This is a genomic window from Mycolicibacterium sp. CBM1, assembly GCF_054073305.1.
Genome location: NZ_JBSXPP010000017.1, coordinates 78,867 through 91,689, shown reverse-complemented (window position 1 = coordinate 91,689; position 12,823 = coordinate 78,867). Strand labels below are relative to the sequence as shown.

Here is a 12,823-nt window from a genome sequence, read left to right as displayed (position 1 = left end):
AACCGAGCGAAACCGCGAAGAGCGGTTACACCGGCTCCTGCGGCGTGGCCTTGTTTGCTGGGCGGCCAGAAAGTGGACGCCGCACGATCGATCGGCGTTCATACGCTATCGCGAAGATCAGCTACCCACGCTCGACGTCCATCCGGCAAATCCGCGCGGGCGGCACACGACTCTTCCGATCGAAGCAGATAACCAGGAAGGTCGCCCTTAGCTAACGAATTGTCACACCCCGGCGCAGCTATTTAGCTCACCGATACTTACCGCCGGACGAGCAAACTCGGCCATCGGCCACACCCGATGCCGCGGTGACCAGCTCAGCGGGCGTGCGACGATTGCGGGCATGGCGAGCATCGCGCAGTGGGTGGAAGGCGCCAGACCGAGGACCCTGCCCAACGCGGTGGCGCCGGTGATCGCCGGTACCGGCGCCGCGGCGTGGCTGCACGCGGCCGTCTGGTGGAAGGCGTTGCTCGCACTGGCGGTTTCGCTGGCGCTGATCATCGGCGTCAACTTCGCCAACGACTACTCCGACGGCATCCGCGGCACCGACGACGACCGGGCCGGCCCGCTGCGTCTGGTCGGCTCCAAGCTCGCCTCGCCCCGGGCGGTGCTAACCGCCGCGACGGTCAGCCTCGGCATCGGCGCCGGCGCGGGACTGGCGCTGGCCCTCTGCAGCGCACCCTGGCTGATCGTCGTCGGCGTCGCGTGCATCGCCGGGGCCTGGCTCTACACCGGCGGATCCCGGCCGTACGGCTACGCGGGCTTCGGCGAGATCGCGGTGTTCGTGTTCTTCGGGCTCGTTGCGGTGCTGGGCACGCAGTACACCCAGGCGTTGCGGGTGGACTGGACGGGACTCGTGCTGGCCGTCGCGACCGGAGCGCTGTCGTCGGCGGTGCTGGTGGCCAACAACCTGCGGGACATCCCCACCGACCGGGTGGCGGGAAAGCTGACGCTGGCGGTACGACTCGGCGACACCCGGACCCGATGGCTGTATCAGGCGATGCTGGCGCTGGCCGGAGTGCTCACCGCGGTCCTGATGTTCGCCACCCCGTGGTGTGCAGCCGGTTGGGTGGCCGCGCCGCTGGCCGTGCGGGCAGCCGGCCCGGTGAGCCGCGGACTCGGCGGACGCGATCTCATCCCGGTGCTGCGCGACACCGGGCTGACGATGCTGGTCTGGTCGATCGCCGTCGCGCTCGCGCTGGCGCTCGGCTAACCAGGGCGCCGTGGATTTCCCGGCTCACTTGTCCGGTCGGATGTCCCCGCGCAGCCGGGCCTGCAACTGTTCCCTGTCGCGGCGGCGGCGTTCGTCGACCAGCGCGATGCTGGCGGTCGCACGCTTGCGCAGCGGCGCGAGAACCCAAATACCCAGCGGCAATGCGATCACGATCGCGAACAACAGAGCGATCACGAGTGGAAACTGGTGGATCCCGATCAACTGCGCAACGTAATAGATCACCGCCGTCAGACCGACCACCAGGACGATCCGCGCCAGGGTGTACACGACGACGTCGCGCACCATACGACCGCTCGAACCGGCTGTCGGACCGTCTGAATTCTCCGCCACGGCGCCGAGCCTACCGACGCGCGTATATTCAGACCAAGGAGGTTGACGTGCTGTACCTGCTGCTCGCCCTGATCATCGCGGCCGCCGTCTATGTCGGCTGGCGTGCGGTTCGCGCCCAGGCCAACCGCGCGACCACGCGCGTCATTGGGCCGGACGATGATCCGGACTTCCTGTGGCGGCTCAGCCACGGCGACAAGCCGCGCTAGCCGAACCGATCGGGGACCTCGACGGTGGGGAAACCGTCGGCCACCACGGCAGCCAACTCGACCAGCGCGTCGCGTGTCTTGGGCTTGAGCCGGTTTAGATCGATCTCGGCCCCCTCTTCCAGGTGCGGGTCGAACGGCACCAATCGCACCGCGCGGCAACGCCGGGCGAAGTGGTCGATCACCTTCTGCATGTCGACCTTGCCCGAGCGGGGCCGCACCGCGTTGATCACGCAGACCGACTGGCGCACCAGATCCTGGTGACCGTGGGCGTCGAGCCAGTCCAGCGTCGCCGAGGCACTCCGGGCGCCGTCCACCGATCCCGAACTGACCACGATCAACGTGTCCGCTTTCGTCAGCACAGAAGCCATCACCGAATGCAGAAGCCCTGTGCCGCAATCGGTCAGCACCAGGCTGTAGAAGCGCTCCAGGACGGCCAGCGTGCGGTCGTAGTCCTCGGCGCTGAACGCCTGCGACACCGCGGGATCGCTTTCCGACGCCAGTACCTCCAGTCGGCTGGGCCCCTGCGAGGTGTAACCGCGGACGTCGCTGTAGCGCGCGATGTTCTCGGCGTCGCGTAACAGATGACGCACGGTGGCCGGCGTCTCCATCGGCACCTTCTGACTCAACGTGCCACGGTCGGGGTTGGCGTCGACCGCCACCACCCGGTCGCCCCGAATCGAGGCGAACGTGCCGCCGAGCGCCGCGGTGACCGTGGTCTTGCCCACTCCGCCTTTCAGTGACAGCAGCGCGATCCGGTAGCACCCCTGAAGCGGGCGATTGACCTGTGCGACAAGGTCATTGCGGTGGGTCGAGCGCGGGCTCTCCCCCACGTTGATCAGCTTGCCCGACGCCAGATAGAGCCACTTGCGCCAGCCACCCGAAGGTGGCGGCTTGACCTGCCGCAACAGCGCGCTGGTCGACAGGTCCGGATAGGGTGTCGGCGGCACCGTCGGACGGTAGGACGGCACCGGACGCTCGGTGACGTACTGGTTGTACAGCGGGGCCGCCGCAGGCAGCGGGTCCAGCGGGATACCGATCGGCGGGGTGTTGGCCGCCAGCCAGTCCTGCTCGGACTGCGGCGCAGCGGTGGCAGGATCGTGGAACCGCTGTTCGGTGCGGAACACCGTTGTCGCGTCTATCGATTCGTGGCCCCGGCGGGGTAATTGAGGATCGGGCACGTGCACTTCCCCCTGGCATATCGTTTCGGGTCGAGTGATTCTCGGGGAGTACCCAAACCCTAGCGCAGGCTCGGGTCAGCTCACTCCGGCGTACGAGTGCAGGCCCACAGTCACCAGGTTGATGAAGAACAGATTGAAGACCATCGCGACGAAGCCGACAACGTTGATCCAGGCGGCCTTCTTGTCGCGCCACCCGGCCGTCGAGCGGGCGTGCAGGTAGGCCGCGTAGACCACCCACGCGATGAACGACACCGTCTCCTTGGGGTCCCAGCCCCAATACCGACCCCAGGCCTCCTCGGCCCAGATGGCGCCGAAGATCACACCGAAGCCGAAGATCGGGAACGCGAAAATCGTGGTGCGGTAGGCGATGCGGTCCAGCGTCTGCGCGTCTGGCAGCCGCTGCACGATCCGCGCCGCCGTGCCGTCGCGGCCCGGGTCGGCCAGCGGCGACATCTTGAGCAGGAACAGGATGCTCGCCACCCCGGCCACCAGGAACACCCCGGAGCCCAGGCTGACCACCGACACGTGGATCGGCAGCCAGTAGGACTGCAGCGCGGGCATCACCGGTGCGGCGTTGGTGTAGAGCCATTTGCCCGACACCGTGAGCAGGATCAGCACAGGAACCAGTACGAAGACCCACAGCGCGCGAAACTGCGGTTTGCGCAGCACGACCGCGGCGGCGACCAGGCCGCAGAAGCTGGTCAGGTTGATGAACTCGTACATGTTGCCCCACGGAACCCGCGCGGTGGCCAGGCCGCGCAGCACGATGCAGCCGAACAACAACGCGATGCCGACGTAGACCAGCGCCAGGCCGGCCCTGCCGATGCGTTCGTCGGTCGACAACGTCGGGGCGTCGACGACGATGCCCGGGCGATCGCTGTCGGCGGTGACGGCTCCGGTGCCGGCCGACACCAGCTCGCGTGCCTCGACCTTGCGCCCGCGGCTGTAGGCCAGCTCGACCGCCAGGAGCAGCAGCGCTCCGACCAGGACCACGATCGACGAGGTGAACGCCCAGTCCGAATAGCGGGCCAGGCCGATGTCGATGTGTTCGGTATTCACACTCTCAGACCTTCTCTTGCGACGGTGCCGCGTCCGGCACGTCGGTCAATAACCGCTGGGTGAGCTTCTCGAACTCGCTGCCCCACCCGGAGTTGTCGGTACGGGCCAGACCGCCCAGCTCGATATTCACCGTACCGCTCAGGGTTCCTGGTTCAATCCTGGCCCACACCCGGCGCCGGCGCACGATCAACGACACCAGCAGCCCGCCCATCATCGTCATCGCGAACACCAGCACCCACACCTGGCCGGGGTCGTGGGACACCTGCAGGTTCACGAACGGGGTCGCACTGTCGAACTTCACCACGGTGCCGTCGTCGAGCCGTACTTCCTCGCCCTGCCGCAGGTTGACCCGCTTGACCTTGGTCAGCCGCTTCTGCTCGAGCAGCCGGTGATCGAGGGTGAACAACGACTGCGGTCGCCCGGTGTCCAGTCCGGTGTCGCCGCGGTAGACGTCGATGGCGACCGCGGGGTCGTTGAGTGCGGGGTAGCTCGACGAGAGCAGGGTGCCGTCGAACTCCGCGGTGGGCGCGAACAGGCCCATGATCGCCAGCTGGTGCTTACGCCGCTCGGCAGGATCGGGGTACATGCCGCCAGGCGGGTCGACGCGGATGACGCCTGAGGACAGCAGCGTGCGCGGATCGTCGGGGCGCCACTGCAGGGTCTGCGTGCGTTTCTGCCCGTTGGGGAACGTGACGGTGAACGTCGGGGCATATCCGTGGCCCTGCAGGTAGACCCTGTCCCCACCGATCCGCAGCGGATGGTTCACCTCGAGGCGGTACGGCCGCCAGGTGCCGGTGGCCAGGTCGTCACCGGCTTGGTAGTCGATATTCGACGCAAAGGAGATGGCCTGCCCGCTCGGCAGGTAGCGAGCCTGGAAGTCGTTGACCTTGATGCACATCGGATACAGCGAGGTGCCGTCGACGCTGTTGCCGGCCCGGAACGAGTCGAATGCTGCCGGGGACGCCGAGCAGAACCCCGGACCGCCGTTGGCGACGACGATGACGTTGCCCTCGTAGCCGAACAACTTGCCCGCGGCGATGGCCACCAGCAGCCCGAGCAGCGAGAAGTGGAAAACGATGTTGCCGAACTCGCGCAGGTAGCCCTTCTCGGCCGAGACCTCGACGCTGTCGCCGGTGTGGCTAGTCACCCGCCGCCAGCCACGCAGCCGCTCTGAGATCGCGGCAGCGACCGACTCGGGGGTCCCCGTCACCTGGCCGACGGCGTACTTGGGCAGCCGGGACAGGTTGCGCGGCGCGGGCACCGGTACCGCGCGCAGGCTCTTGACGTGCTCGATCATCCGCGGAGTCAGGCACCCCACCAGCGAGATGAACAGCAGCGCGTAGATGGCGGTGAACCAGAAACTGGAGAACACGTCGAAGAACTGAAACCGGTTCAGCCACGGCCCGATGACCGAGTGCTCGGCGATGTACTGCTCGACTTTGGCCTCGTTGAGGCTGCGTTGCGGCAGCAGGGCACCCGGGACGGCACCGAGGGCCAGCAGGAAGAGCAGCACCAACGCCGTGCCCATGGACGTGAGCGCACGCCAGAGGTTGCGGGGCAGACGCGCGAGCAGACGCAGACTCACCCTCGAACGGGTGGTTTCGCGCGATTCTGTGTCTGTTCGCGGTGAAGTCGCCGTCATCAGATCGGCAACCTCACGTCCGAGACGAACGCGTCGCGCACCCAGGAGATGAAGTCGTTCCACATCCCCGTCACCAGTGCCAGGCCGACGACGATCAGCAGCATGCCGCCAACGATCTGGATGGCCCGGGTGTGGCGGCGCAACCAGCCGAATCCGTTGACCGCCCAGCCGGATCCGAGCGCGAGCACCACGAACGGGATTCCCAGCCCGAGGCAGTAGGCGATCACCAGGGCCACTCCACGCGCGACGCTGGCGCCGTCGGTGGCCGAGGCGACGGTGATGACACCGGTCAGCGTCGGGCCGAGGCACGGTGTCCAGCCCAGCGCGAACACGGCACCGAGCAGAGGCGCGCCGGCAACCCCGGCGAGCTGCCTGGGAGTGAACCGGGCCTGGCGCTGCAGGGCCGGGATGAGGCCGATGAACGCCAGACCCATGACGATGGTCACGATTCCGCCCACTCGTTGCAGCAGAAGCTGATTGGTGATCAGCGCGGTCGTCATGCCCAGCACCGCGACCGTGCCGAGCACGAACACCGCGGTGAAACCGGCGACGAACAACAGCGCCGAGCCCGCCACCCGCCACCGCTGTGCCTTGAGTGCCACCCGGCCGGTGTGGGCATCGAGGTCGTCGACGCCCACGACGGCAGCCAGATACGACAGGTAGCCCGGCACCAGGGGCACCACGCAGGGCGAAGCGAACGACACCAGGCCTGCCAGCACGCACACCCCGAGGGCGAGCAGCAGCGGTCCGGCGGCGGCGGTCTGCGCGAAACCGGTCATGGCGTGGCCTGTTTCGAGGGCTGGACAGGGCCCGGTTCCGCGGCGAGCCGCTGCACCACCGGCAGCAGGTCCTCGGCGAGCAGCTCACGCAGGAAGACCGCGGCGACCCGGTGCTCGCGGTCCAGCACGACGGTGGACGGAATCACGGTGGTGGGGTATTTGCCGCCGAATGCGATCATGGTGCGCATCGGCGGGTCATAGATCGACGGGAACGTGACCTTGCGATCGACAACGAAATCCTGCGGTGCGCTGATATCGTTGTCGCGGACGTCGATACCGAGGAACGCCACCCCGGAGTCACGGGTCTGGTTGTAGACCTCCTCCAGCTGAGTGATCTCCGATCGGCAGGGCCCGCACCACTGACCCCAGACGTTGATCACCACGACTTTTCCCTCGAAGTCCTTGAGCGACAGAGTCTTCGACGGATCCATCAGCTCCGGCCCGGACACCGGGCCCGGTGTTCCGCGGCTGGCCGGCGGATCGTAGAAGATGTCGGTCTTACCGCCGGGCGCAACGAACTCGAAGGTGCCGCCCTGGGCGACGGCGTCGTCACCGGTGGAGCAGCCGACCAACACCGTCGCCGCCACCAGGAGGACCGCCAGGCGCTTCACCGCCCGCCGAGCTCCGCGTATCCCCAGCCGACGCAGTCGGCACCGTCGAAGTAGAACGACGTGACCGACGCCAGGTTGCACAGCCGTTTGGTCGGAAAGTGGTGCAGCTTTTGGCCGTTCATCGATCGGCGCAGCGTCTCGACGGGCAACTGATGGCTGACGCACAGCGCCTCGTGCCCGGTGCCCTTGTCGCGGGCCCGGTGCATGGCGGCCTGCATCCGTGCGGCGACCTCGCGGTAGGGCTCGCCCCACGACGGCGACCGCGGATTGCGCAGGTGCCACCAGTTGCGCGGATCGCGCAGCGCGCCGTCGCCCGGCGACACCTTCTGGCCCTGGAACACGTTGAGCGACTCGAGGAGATCGCTGTCGGTGTCGACGGCAAGGCCGTGCCGGGCGGCGATCGGCGCGGCGGTCTCCTGCGCCCGTTCCAGCGGGGAAGCGACCACATAGACGATGTCGCGCTCGGCAAGCCAGCTCGCGACCGCCTCGGCCTGGGCGCGACCGCGATCGGAGAGGTGGAAGTCGGGCAGTCGGCCGTACAGGATGCCGTCGGGATTGTGCACTTCGCCGTGGCGCATGACGTGGACGACGGTTCTGGAGGTGTCCTCGGTCATGCCGGCTTGGCCTCCGCTGCCGCCCGGGCCGCGCCCGGCAGAGCCTCGGCGATCCGCTGGAATGCGGCGTCGTCGAGAGCGGCTGAGACGAACCAGGTTTCGAATGCACTCGGCGGCGCGTACACCCCGGCGGCGAGCAGGGCGTGGAAGAACGCCGGGAACCGCCAGGTCTCGCTGGCCCGGGCCGAGGCGAAATCCGTCACCGGGGCCTCGGCGAAGAACACCGACACGAAATTGCCTGCACGCGCGATCTGGTGGACCACACTGGCCTCGGTCAGGGCACTGGCGAGCAGGCCTGCGAGCCGGTCGGCGTTGGCGTCAAGCGCGGCATACACTGCGTCGTCGGCGTGCCGCAGCGTCGCCAGCCCGGCGGCCACCGCCACCGGGTTTCCCGACAGCGTTCCGGCCTGATACACCGGCCCGAGCGGGGCGAGCCGTTCCATCACGTCTTTGCGCCCGCCGAAGGCCGCGGCGGGCAACCCGCCGCTCATCACCTTGCCGAAGGTGAACAGGTCCGCGTCGACGGGATCGAGTCCATACCAACCGCTTCGGCTCATCCGAAACCCGGTCATCACCTCGTCGACGATCAGCAGTGCGCCGTGTTCGGCGGTGATCCGACGCAGTTCGGCGTTGTAACCAGGCAACGGCGGGACGGCACCCATGTTGCCCGGGCAGGCCTCGGTGATGACCGCGGCGACGCTGTCGCCGAACGAGGCGAAGGTCTCGTGGACCGCGGCGACGTCGTTGTAGGGCAGCACGATGGTGTCCGCCGCGGTGGCACCGGTGACCCCGGGCGAGGACGGCAGACCGAGCGTGGCCACGCCGGACCCGGCGTCGGCCAGCAGGGCGTCTACATGGCCGTGATAACACCCGGAGAACTTGACCACCTTCGAGCGGCCGGTGTAGCCGCGCGCCAGCCGCACGGCGCTCATGGTGGCCTCGGTGCCAGAGTTCACCAGCCGGACCCGCTGCACGGGTGCGACCCGGTCGATGATCTCGCGGGCCAGTTCCGTCTCGCCGGGCGTCGGCGCCCCGAACGACAGACCGTCTGCGGCGGCTCTCTGCACGGCATCGACGACCGCGGGGTGCGCGTGGCCCAAGATCATCGGGCCCCACGAGCACACCAGGTCGATGTAGCGGTTGCCGTCGGCATCGGTCAGCCAGTAGCCGTTGGCCGAGGTGATGTAGCGCGGGGTCCCGCCGACCGAGTTGAACGCACGCACCGGCGAGTTCACCCCGCCGGGAATCACCTCGCAGGCGTCGGCGAACAGCCTGGCCGATGCCTGGCATGACGTCGACGTCGAGGCGGCCTGATCGGTACTGCTCATGGCCACCAGTGTCCCAGCCCCGGCGGGGTGGTCAACTACAGGGTGTAGCAGCCGCGGGGTCGGTGCGCTACGAGGTCGTCCGGCCTGGTGGCCGCAGCCCGGTGAGCAGCAGGTCGAGCAGATGCTCGTAACTGGCGGCGGGGTCCGGCGTCTGGCCGATCCCAGCGATCTCGATGGTGACGGCGCCGTGCACCGCGCTCCAGACCGCCTGCGCGGCCTGCTCCGGTTGTCTCGCCGGCTCGCCGGTGGCGAATGCGTGGATCAGCTCGACCAGGACCGCGAAGACCGACCGGCCGTACACTGCCGCAGGCGACGACGGGTCCTGCAGCGGGCTGCCGGCGGCGAAGATCAGCCCGTACCGAGCGGGGTGGTTCAGCGCGTACGCGCGGTAACTGCGGCAGGCCTGACAGAACCGCCTGACCGGCTCCAGGTCGCTCGGAGTCGCGATGGCCGCACCCAATTGGTCCAAGGCGCGGATGGCCAGTGCGACGAGCAGGGCGTCCTTGTTGCCGAATCTGTTGTAGACGCTCATCGGCGCGACCGCGGCTTCACCGGCGACGGCACGGATCGTGACGCCGGCCGTTCCGTCGCGGTCCAGCACGGTCTCGGCCGCGTCCAATACCGCCGCCGAGACCTGGTCGCTGGCGGTCCGGCGACGTCGTGGTGCCGCAATCATGCCCGGTCGACCGTCCCCTGGCCGGCCAGCCAGTCCAGCGCGGTGTCGGCGACCTCACGCCAGCCCCGATCGATGGTCAGCGACTGTCCGCGCCCCTCGAAGGCGTGGAAGTCGGTGACGGCACCGGCCTGTGCGGCGGGGTTTTGGCGGGTGGCTTCGATGGTGGCCTGCTCACCCGGCCAGGACGGGGCGACGGCCTGGTGACCGCGGGCTGCGAAGTGGTCGATCCATGGTTGCCAAGCGGTGCTGGCGATCCACAGACCGTCGATGAAGACGACGTTGGTCATGGTGTGGCGCTCCTGTCGGCTCCCCATAGAACGTTGTTATATAGGTGTGCGAACAGTGGAACGCGGACGGGAGAGCGATAAATTCCGGGGCTGTGGGTGCTGGTGGAAACGGCGCGGTGAAGTTGTGGCTGCATGACGACCCGCAGTGGCGTAGCCACCGGCCCTGCGGTCCCCCGGGGAAGTTGGGCGGTCGGTCCAACTGGGCGAAGCCTGCGAGCGCTGCCCGGCCGCAGCGCAGACATTTCCCAGCGGCCGTTAAGCGTTTTCGCACGGCCGGTGTCCGGACCCCGTCGCGCTCGAGGCCCGTGGCGCGCAACTGGACCTGCAACTCACGGATGGGCCCGGGCTGACACTCAGCGCGCCACGGCATAGGTATTCCGGTACTTCTGGGGGGACAGCCCGACCGACCGGCGGAAGTGGCAACGCAGTGAGGCATACGAGCCGAATCCAGCTCGCATGGCGACCTCTTCCATCGGTACTTTCGTAGTCTCGAGCAGTCGCCGAGCGCCGTCGACGCGGATGGCGGTGAGCATTCCCAGGGGCGTCGTGCCGACGTATTCGCGGAACTGGCGGTTGAGAGTCCGCACGCTCACGGCTGCGTGGGTCGCGATGTCCTTCAGCTCCAGTGCCGTCAGTGAATTGTCACGCATCCAGTCGACGGTGCCTTGCAGCGGATGCTCGCCGTCTTCAGAGCCAGGATTCTCCATGTACTGCGCCTGGCCACCGTCCCGCCAGGCCGACACCACCACTCGGCGCGCGGTACGCCGGGCCAACTCGGGCCCACAGTGTTGACGAACGAGGTGCAAACACAGGTCGATTCCCGACGAGACTCCGGCAGAGGTCAGGACCTGGCCTTCATCGATGAACAGCACCCGAGGGTCGACGTCGACATTGGGGTAGCGCCGCGAGAGCTCGCCTGCGAACTGCCAATGCGTGGTGGCTCGACGGCCATCGAGTAAGCCCGCGGCGGCCAGCGTGAATGCTCCCACGCAGAAGGATGCGACCCGCCCTCCCCCGCCTGCAATGTCTGCCAACAGCGAAAGGACCTGTGCTGGGGGCTCTTCGAGGAAGCTTCGTGTTCCCGGAACGATCACGAGATCTGCGTCTGCCAGTGCGTCCAATCCGAAGGGTGCCCGGATTTCCACCACTGCAAAATCGGCGGCGGTGCTGATCGTCGAGCGCTGACCGCAGAGCCGGACCTCGAAGGGGGACATCCGCGGTTCGCCGTCCCCTTCAGGGCGGGCCGATTCGGCCGCGGCGATGTTGGCCATCCCGAAGATCTGGCCGGGAATCATCAGTTCGTAACCGACCACGTTATCGATGGCGAGCACCCCGACGATCATGTGGCCAAATCTCAGCAGTATTGGTCTATCTGGCCACTGGCGTGGATCCTGCGGATGCGGCACTGTCTTGTCAGACCACGACCGAAGGAAGAACCGTGCCCGACTCGTTGAACCACGAACTTGCGCTGCCAGAATCCGATATCTGTTCTGCAGCAATATCTTTCGTTTACGATGTGTCGCCTGAGTTCGTGGCTCATCACTGCGTCCGCGGCTACCTGTTCGCCCGCGACCTCGCTGGCGCGAAGGGATTGTCCCCGGAGGCCGACTACGACGACGAACTGTTGTTTCTCAGCTGCATGCTGCACGATCTCGGCGCCACTGAGTACGGCAACGGCGATCAGCGGTTCGAGGTCGACGGCGCCGACGCGGCCGCTTCATTCCTTCGGCCGGGATTCGCCGATCTGGTCCATGCGTCCTGGCCCCGTCACGACCTGGGCTACGCGCTGGCCTGGATCATCGCACGGCAAGTCGACAACAATCCGGTGAAGGGACCACCGCTGAGTTTCCCCCACCACGTGCACCACCTGTGCCAATCCCAGGCAGCGCCGCTGACCTGGTTCGACCTCGTCCGCCTTGCCGGGTGGAACGATCAGCCGCAGACCAGCACCGATTCCGTCGATTTCAGATCGTGAAACATACTGCAGCGCGGGGCATTTAGTGTTCCCACCGAGGGCAACGTCAACGGCCCCGTCGGGCGTGGCCGCTGGACAGTGCTGGCGGATACCGACGTACCGGGCACCGGACCGAAGACCATGACCGCCCTGGCCGACCGACGGGCGCGACCACACGGACACCACCAAATTAGCCCGCCCAAAATTAGGCTGGCGGGATGGGCGTAGCAGTGCAATTGGGCGCAATTCAAGAGACTCTGCTGATACCGCTGTACGGCCGCGCACTCGATGCGCGGGCTTCGCACAGCGTCCTCTCGGACGTCAAGGACGCGGAATTGGTGGCCGCCATCGACTACGACTTCGCCAAGTTCCGAGGTCCATCGCTGGCCGGGTCGGTGTTGCGTGCCTCGATCTTCGACGAATACGTGCGGTCGTTTCTCGCAGCACACCCCGACGGCACGGTGGTGGACGCCCGTGCCGACAACACGCTGTTCGACGCAAAGATCGACGTCCACCGATTCGCGGCGGCAGAACACATCAACAGTTCACGGCGCGGCAAGACACACGGCCCGATCGACACTGCCCTCGCCGAGCTGGGTTTACGTCGCCGGGTGCGGATCGTCGTGCCGAACCACACCAGTGCCCTGCTGCTAGCCGGCCCCACGGATCTCGTCGCGTTGACGACTGCGCACTGGCAGCAGACAATCGACGGGCTCACCATGCGGACGTTCGCCATCCCGCTGGACCTGCCGCACCTGGACATCGGCATCGCCTGGCATCCGCGCACCGAGCATGACGCCGCGCATCGGTGGTTCCGCCGGCAGGTGGCAACTACGTTCGAGTCGATCATCGCCAGCGCCGACTGAGCTAACACCGGCCGACACCGCTGACGGCGAGTCACCAAGGGTCGAAAGAACTCCTCGCCGAA

15 protein-coding genes are annotated in these 12,823 nt (G+C 67.5%); 4 read left to right on the top strand and 11 right to left on the bottom strand.

Features of this window, described 5'->3' with window-relative positions; all coding sequences use genetic code 11:
* Nucleotides 1–340 precede the first annotated feature (340 nt).
* Nucleotides 341–1,210 (top strand): 1,4-dihydroxy-2-naphthoate polyprenyltransferase, encoded by an 870-nt coding sequence (locus ACXDF8_RS21010; RefSeq protein WP_457225210.1) that lies wholly within the window; start codon nt 341–343, stop codon nt 1,208–1,210.
* Nucleotides 1,211–1,234: 24 nt separating this feature from the next.
* On the opposite strand, the gene ACXDF8_RS21005 is transcribed toward ACXDF8_RS21010, so the two are convergent.
* Complete coding sequence (locus tag ACXDF8_RS21005) at nt 1,235–1,516, bottom strand: DUF4229 domain-containing protein (RefSeq protein WP_457225209.1); 282 nt, start codon at nt 1,514–1,516, stop codon at nt 1,235–1,237.
* A gap of 92 nt (nt 1,517–1,608) precedes the next feature.
* Here ACXDF8_RS21005 and ACXDF8_RS21000 point away from each other — a divergent pair, with 92 nt between their 5' ends.
* On the top strand, nt 1,609–1,767 hold the full coding sequence (locus ACXDF8_RS21000; protein WP_457225208.1) for a hypothetical protein: 159 nt from the start codon (nt 1,609–1,611) through the stop codon (nt 1,765–1,767).
* On the opposite strand, the gene ACXDF8_RS20995 is transcribed toward ACXDF8_RS21000, so the two are convergent.
* From ACXDF8_RS20995 to ACXDF8_RS20950, 10 genes are all read right to left on the bottom strand, one after another.
* Nucleotides 1,764–2,984: a MinD/ParA family ATP-binding protein gene (locus ACXDF8_RS20995; protein WP_457225264.1), complete on the bottom strand. Its 1,221-nt coding sequence runs from the start codon at nt 2,982–2,984 to the stop codon at nt 1,764–1,766. The two genes, ACXDF8_RS21000 and ACXDF8_RS20995, sit on opposite strands and share 4 nt — an antisense overlap.
* Nucleotides 2,985–3,020: 36 nt before the next feature.
* Nucleotides 3,021–4,004: a c-type cytochrome biogenesis protein CcsB gene (ccsB, locus tag ACXDF8_RS20990; protein WP_457225207.1), complete on the bottom strand. Its 984-nt coding sequence runs from the start codon at nt 4,002–4,004 to the stop codon at nt 3,021–3,023.
* Nucleotides 4,005–4,008: 4 nt separating this feature from the next.
* Complete coding sequence (resB, locus tag ACXDF8_RS20985; RefSeq protein ID WP_457225206.1) at nt 4,009–5,646, bottom strand: cytochrome c biogenesis protein ResB; 1,638 nt, start codon at nt 5,644–5,646, stop codon at nt 4,009–4,011.
* Complete coding sequence (locus ACXDF8_RS20980; RefSeq protein ID WP_457225205.1) at nt 5,646–6,425, bottom strand: cytochrome c biogenesis CcdA family protein; 780 nt, start codon at nt 6,423–6,425, stop codon at nt 5,646–5,648. Before ACXDF8_RS20980 ends, resB begins: the two co-directional genes overlap by 1 nt.
* Nucleotides 6,422–7,036 carry a TlpA disulfide reductase family protein gene (locus ACXDF8_RS20975; RefSeq protein ID WP_457225204.1) on the bottom strand — a complete coding sequence of 205 codons (615 nt, stop codon included), beginning with the start codon at nt 7,034–7,036 and terminating at the stop codon, nt 6,422–6,424. Before ACXDF8_RS20975 ends, ACXDF8_RS20980 begins: the two co-directional genes overlap by 4 nt.
* A complete protein-coding gene (locus ACXDF8_RS20970) occupies nt 7,033–7,650 on the bottom strand; it encodes a histidine phosphatase family protein (protein WP_457225203.1) in 618 nt (205 codons plus the stop codon). Before ACXDF8_RS20970 ends, ACXDF8_RS20975 begins: the two co-directional genes overlap by 4 nt.
* The gene (gene hemL / locus ACXDF8_RS20965; protein ID WP_457225202.1) at nt 7,647–8,978 is read right to left on the bottom strand and encodes a glutamate-1-semialdehyde 2,1-aminomutase; all 1,332 of its coding nucleotides are present in this window, start codon (nt 8,976–8,978) and stop codon (nt 7,647–7,649) included. The genes ACXDF8_RS20970 and hemL overlap by 4 nt, the downstream gene beginning before the upstream one ends.
* Nucleotides 8,979–9,045: 67 nt before the next feature.
* A complete protein-coding gene (locus ACXDF8_RS20960) occupies nt 9,046–9,654 on the bottom strand; it encodes a TetR/AcrR family transcriptional regulator (protein ID WP_457225201.1) in 609 nt (202 codons plus the stop codon).
* Complete coding sequence (locus ACXDF8_RS20955) at nt 9,651–9,941, bottom strand: lipase family protein (protein ID WP_457225200.1); 291 nt, start codon at nt 9,939–9,941, stop codon at nt 9,651–9,653. Before ACXDF8_RS20955 ends, ACXDF8_RS20960 begins: the two co-directional genes overlap by 4 nt.
* Before the next feature lie 353 nt (nt 9,942–10,294).
* Nucleotides 10,295–11,284, bottom strand: coding sequence for a GlxA family transcriptional regulator (locus tag ACXDF8_RS20950; RefSeq protein ID WP_457225199.1), 990 nt, complete (start codon nt 11,282–11,284; stop codon nt 10,295–10,297).
* Nucleotides 11,285–11,304: 20 nt separating this feature from the next.
* Here ACXDF8_RS20950 and ACXDF8_RS20945 point away from each other — a divergent pair, with 20 nt between their 5' ends.
* Nucleotides 11,305–11,916 (top strand): HD domain-containing protein, encoded by a 612-nt coding sequence (locus ACXDF8_RS20945; protein WP_457225198.1) that lies wholly within the window; start codon nt 11,305–11,307, stop codon nt 11,914–11,916.
* A gap of 197 nt (nt 11,917–12,113) precedes the next feature.
* Nucleotides 12,114–12,761 carry a LysR substrate-binding domain-containing protein gene (locus tag ACXDF8_RS20940; protein ID WP_457225197.1) on the top strand — a complete coding sequence of 216 codons (648 nt, stop codon included), beginning with the start codon at nt 12,114–12,116 and terminating at the stop codon, nt 12,759–12,761.
* Nucleotides 12,762–12,823: the final 62 nt, after the last annotated feature.

Bases quoted from the DNA above. Each gene is read 5' to 3' on its own strand.
- ACXDF8_RS21010 (WP_457225210.1), top strand. From the start codon at position 341: ATGGCGAGCATCGCGCAGTGGGTGGAAGGCGCCAGACCGAGGACCCTG.
- ACXDF8_RS21005 (WP_457225209.1), bottom strand. From the start codon at position 1,516: ATGGTGCGCGACGTCGTCGTGTACACCCTGGCGCGGATCGTCCTGGTG.
- resB (WP_457225206.1), bottom strand. From the start codon at position 5,646: ATGACGGCGACTTCACCGCGAACAGACACAGAATCGCGCGAAACCACC.
- ACXDF8_RS20980 (WP_457225205.1), bottom strand. From the start codon at position 6,425: ATGACCGGTTTCGCGCAGACCGCCGCCGCCGGACCGCTGCTGCTCGCC.
- ACXDF8_RS20970 (WP_457225203.1), bottom strand. From the start codon at position 7,650: ATGACCGAGGACACCTCCAGAACCGTCGTCCACGTCATGCGCCACGGC.
- hemL (WP_457225202.1), bottom strand. From the start codon at position 8,978: ATGAGCAGTACCGATCAGGCCGCCTCGACGTCGACGTCATGCCAGGCA.
- ACXDF8_RS20960 (WP_457225201.1), bottom strand. From the start codon at position 9,654: ATGATTGCGGCACCACGACGTCGCCGGACCGCCAGCGACCAGGTCTCG.
- ACXDF8_RS20955 (WP_457225200.1), bottom strand. From the start codon at position 9,941: ATGACCAACGTCGTCTTCATCGACGGTCTGTGGATCGCCAGCACCGCT.
- ACXDF8_RS20950 (WP_457225199.1), bottom strand. From the start codon at position 11,284: ATGATCGTCGGGGTGCTCGCCATCGATAACGTGGTCGGTTACGAACTG.
- ACXDF8_RS20940 (WP_457225197.1), top strand. From the start codon at position 12,114: ATGGGCGTAGCAGTGCAATTGGGCGCAATTCAAGAGACTCTGCTGATA.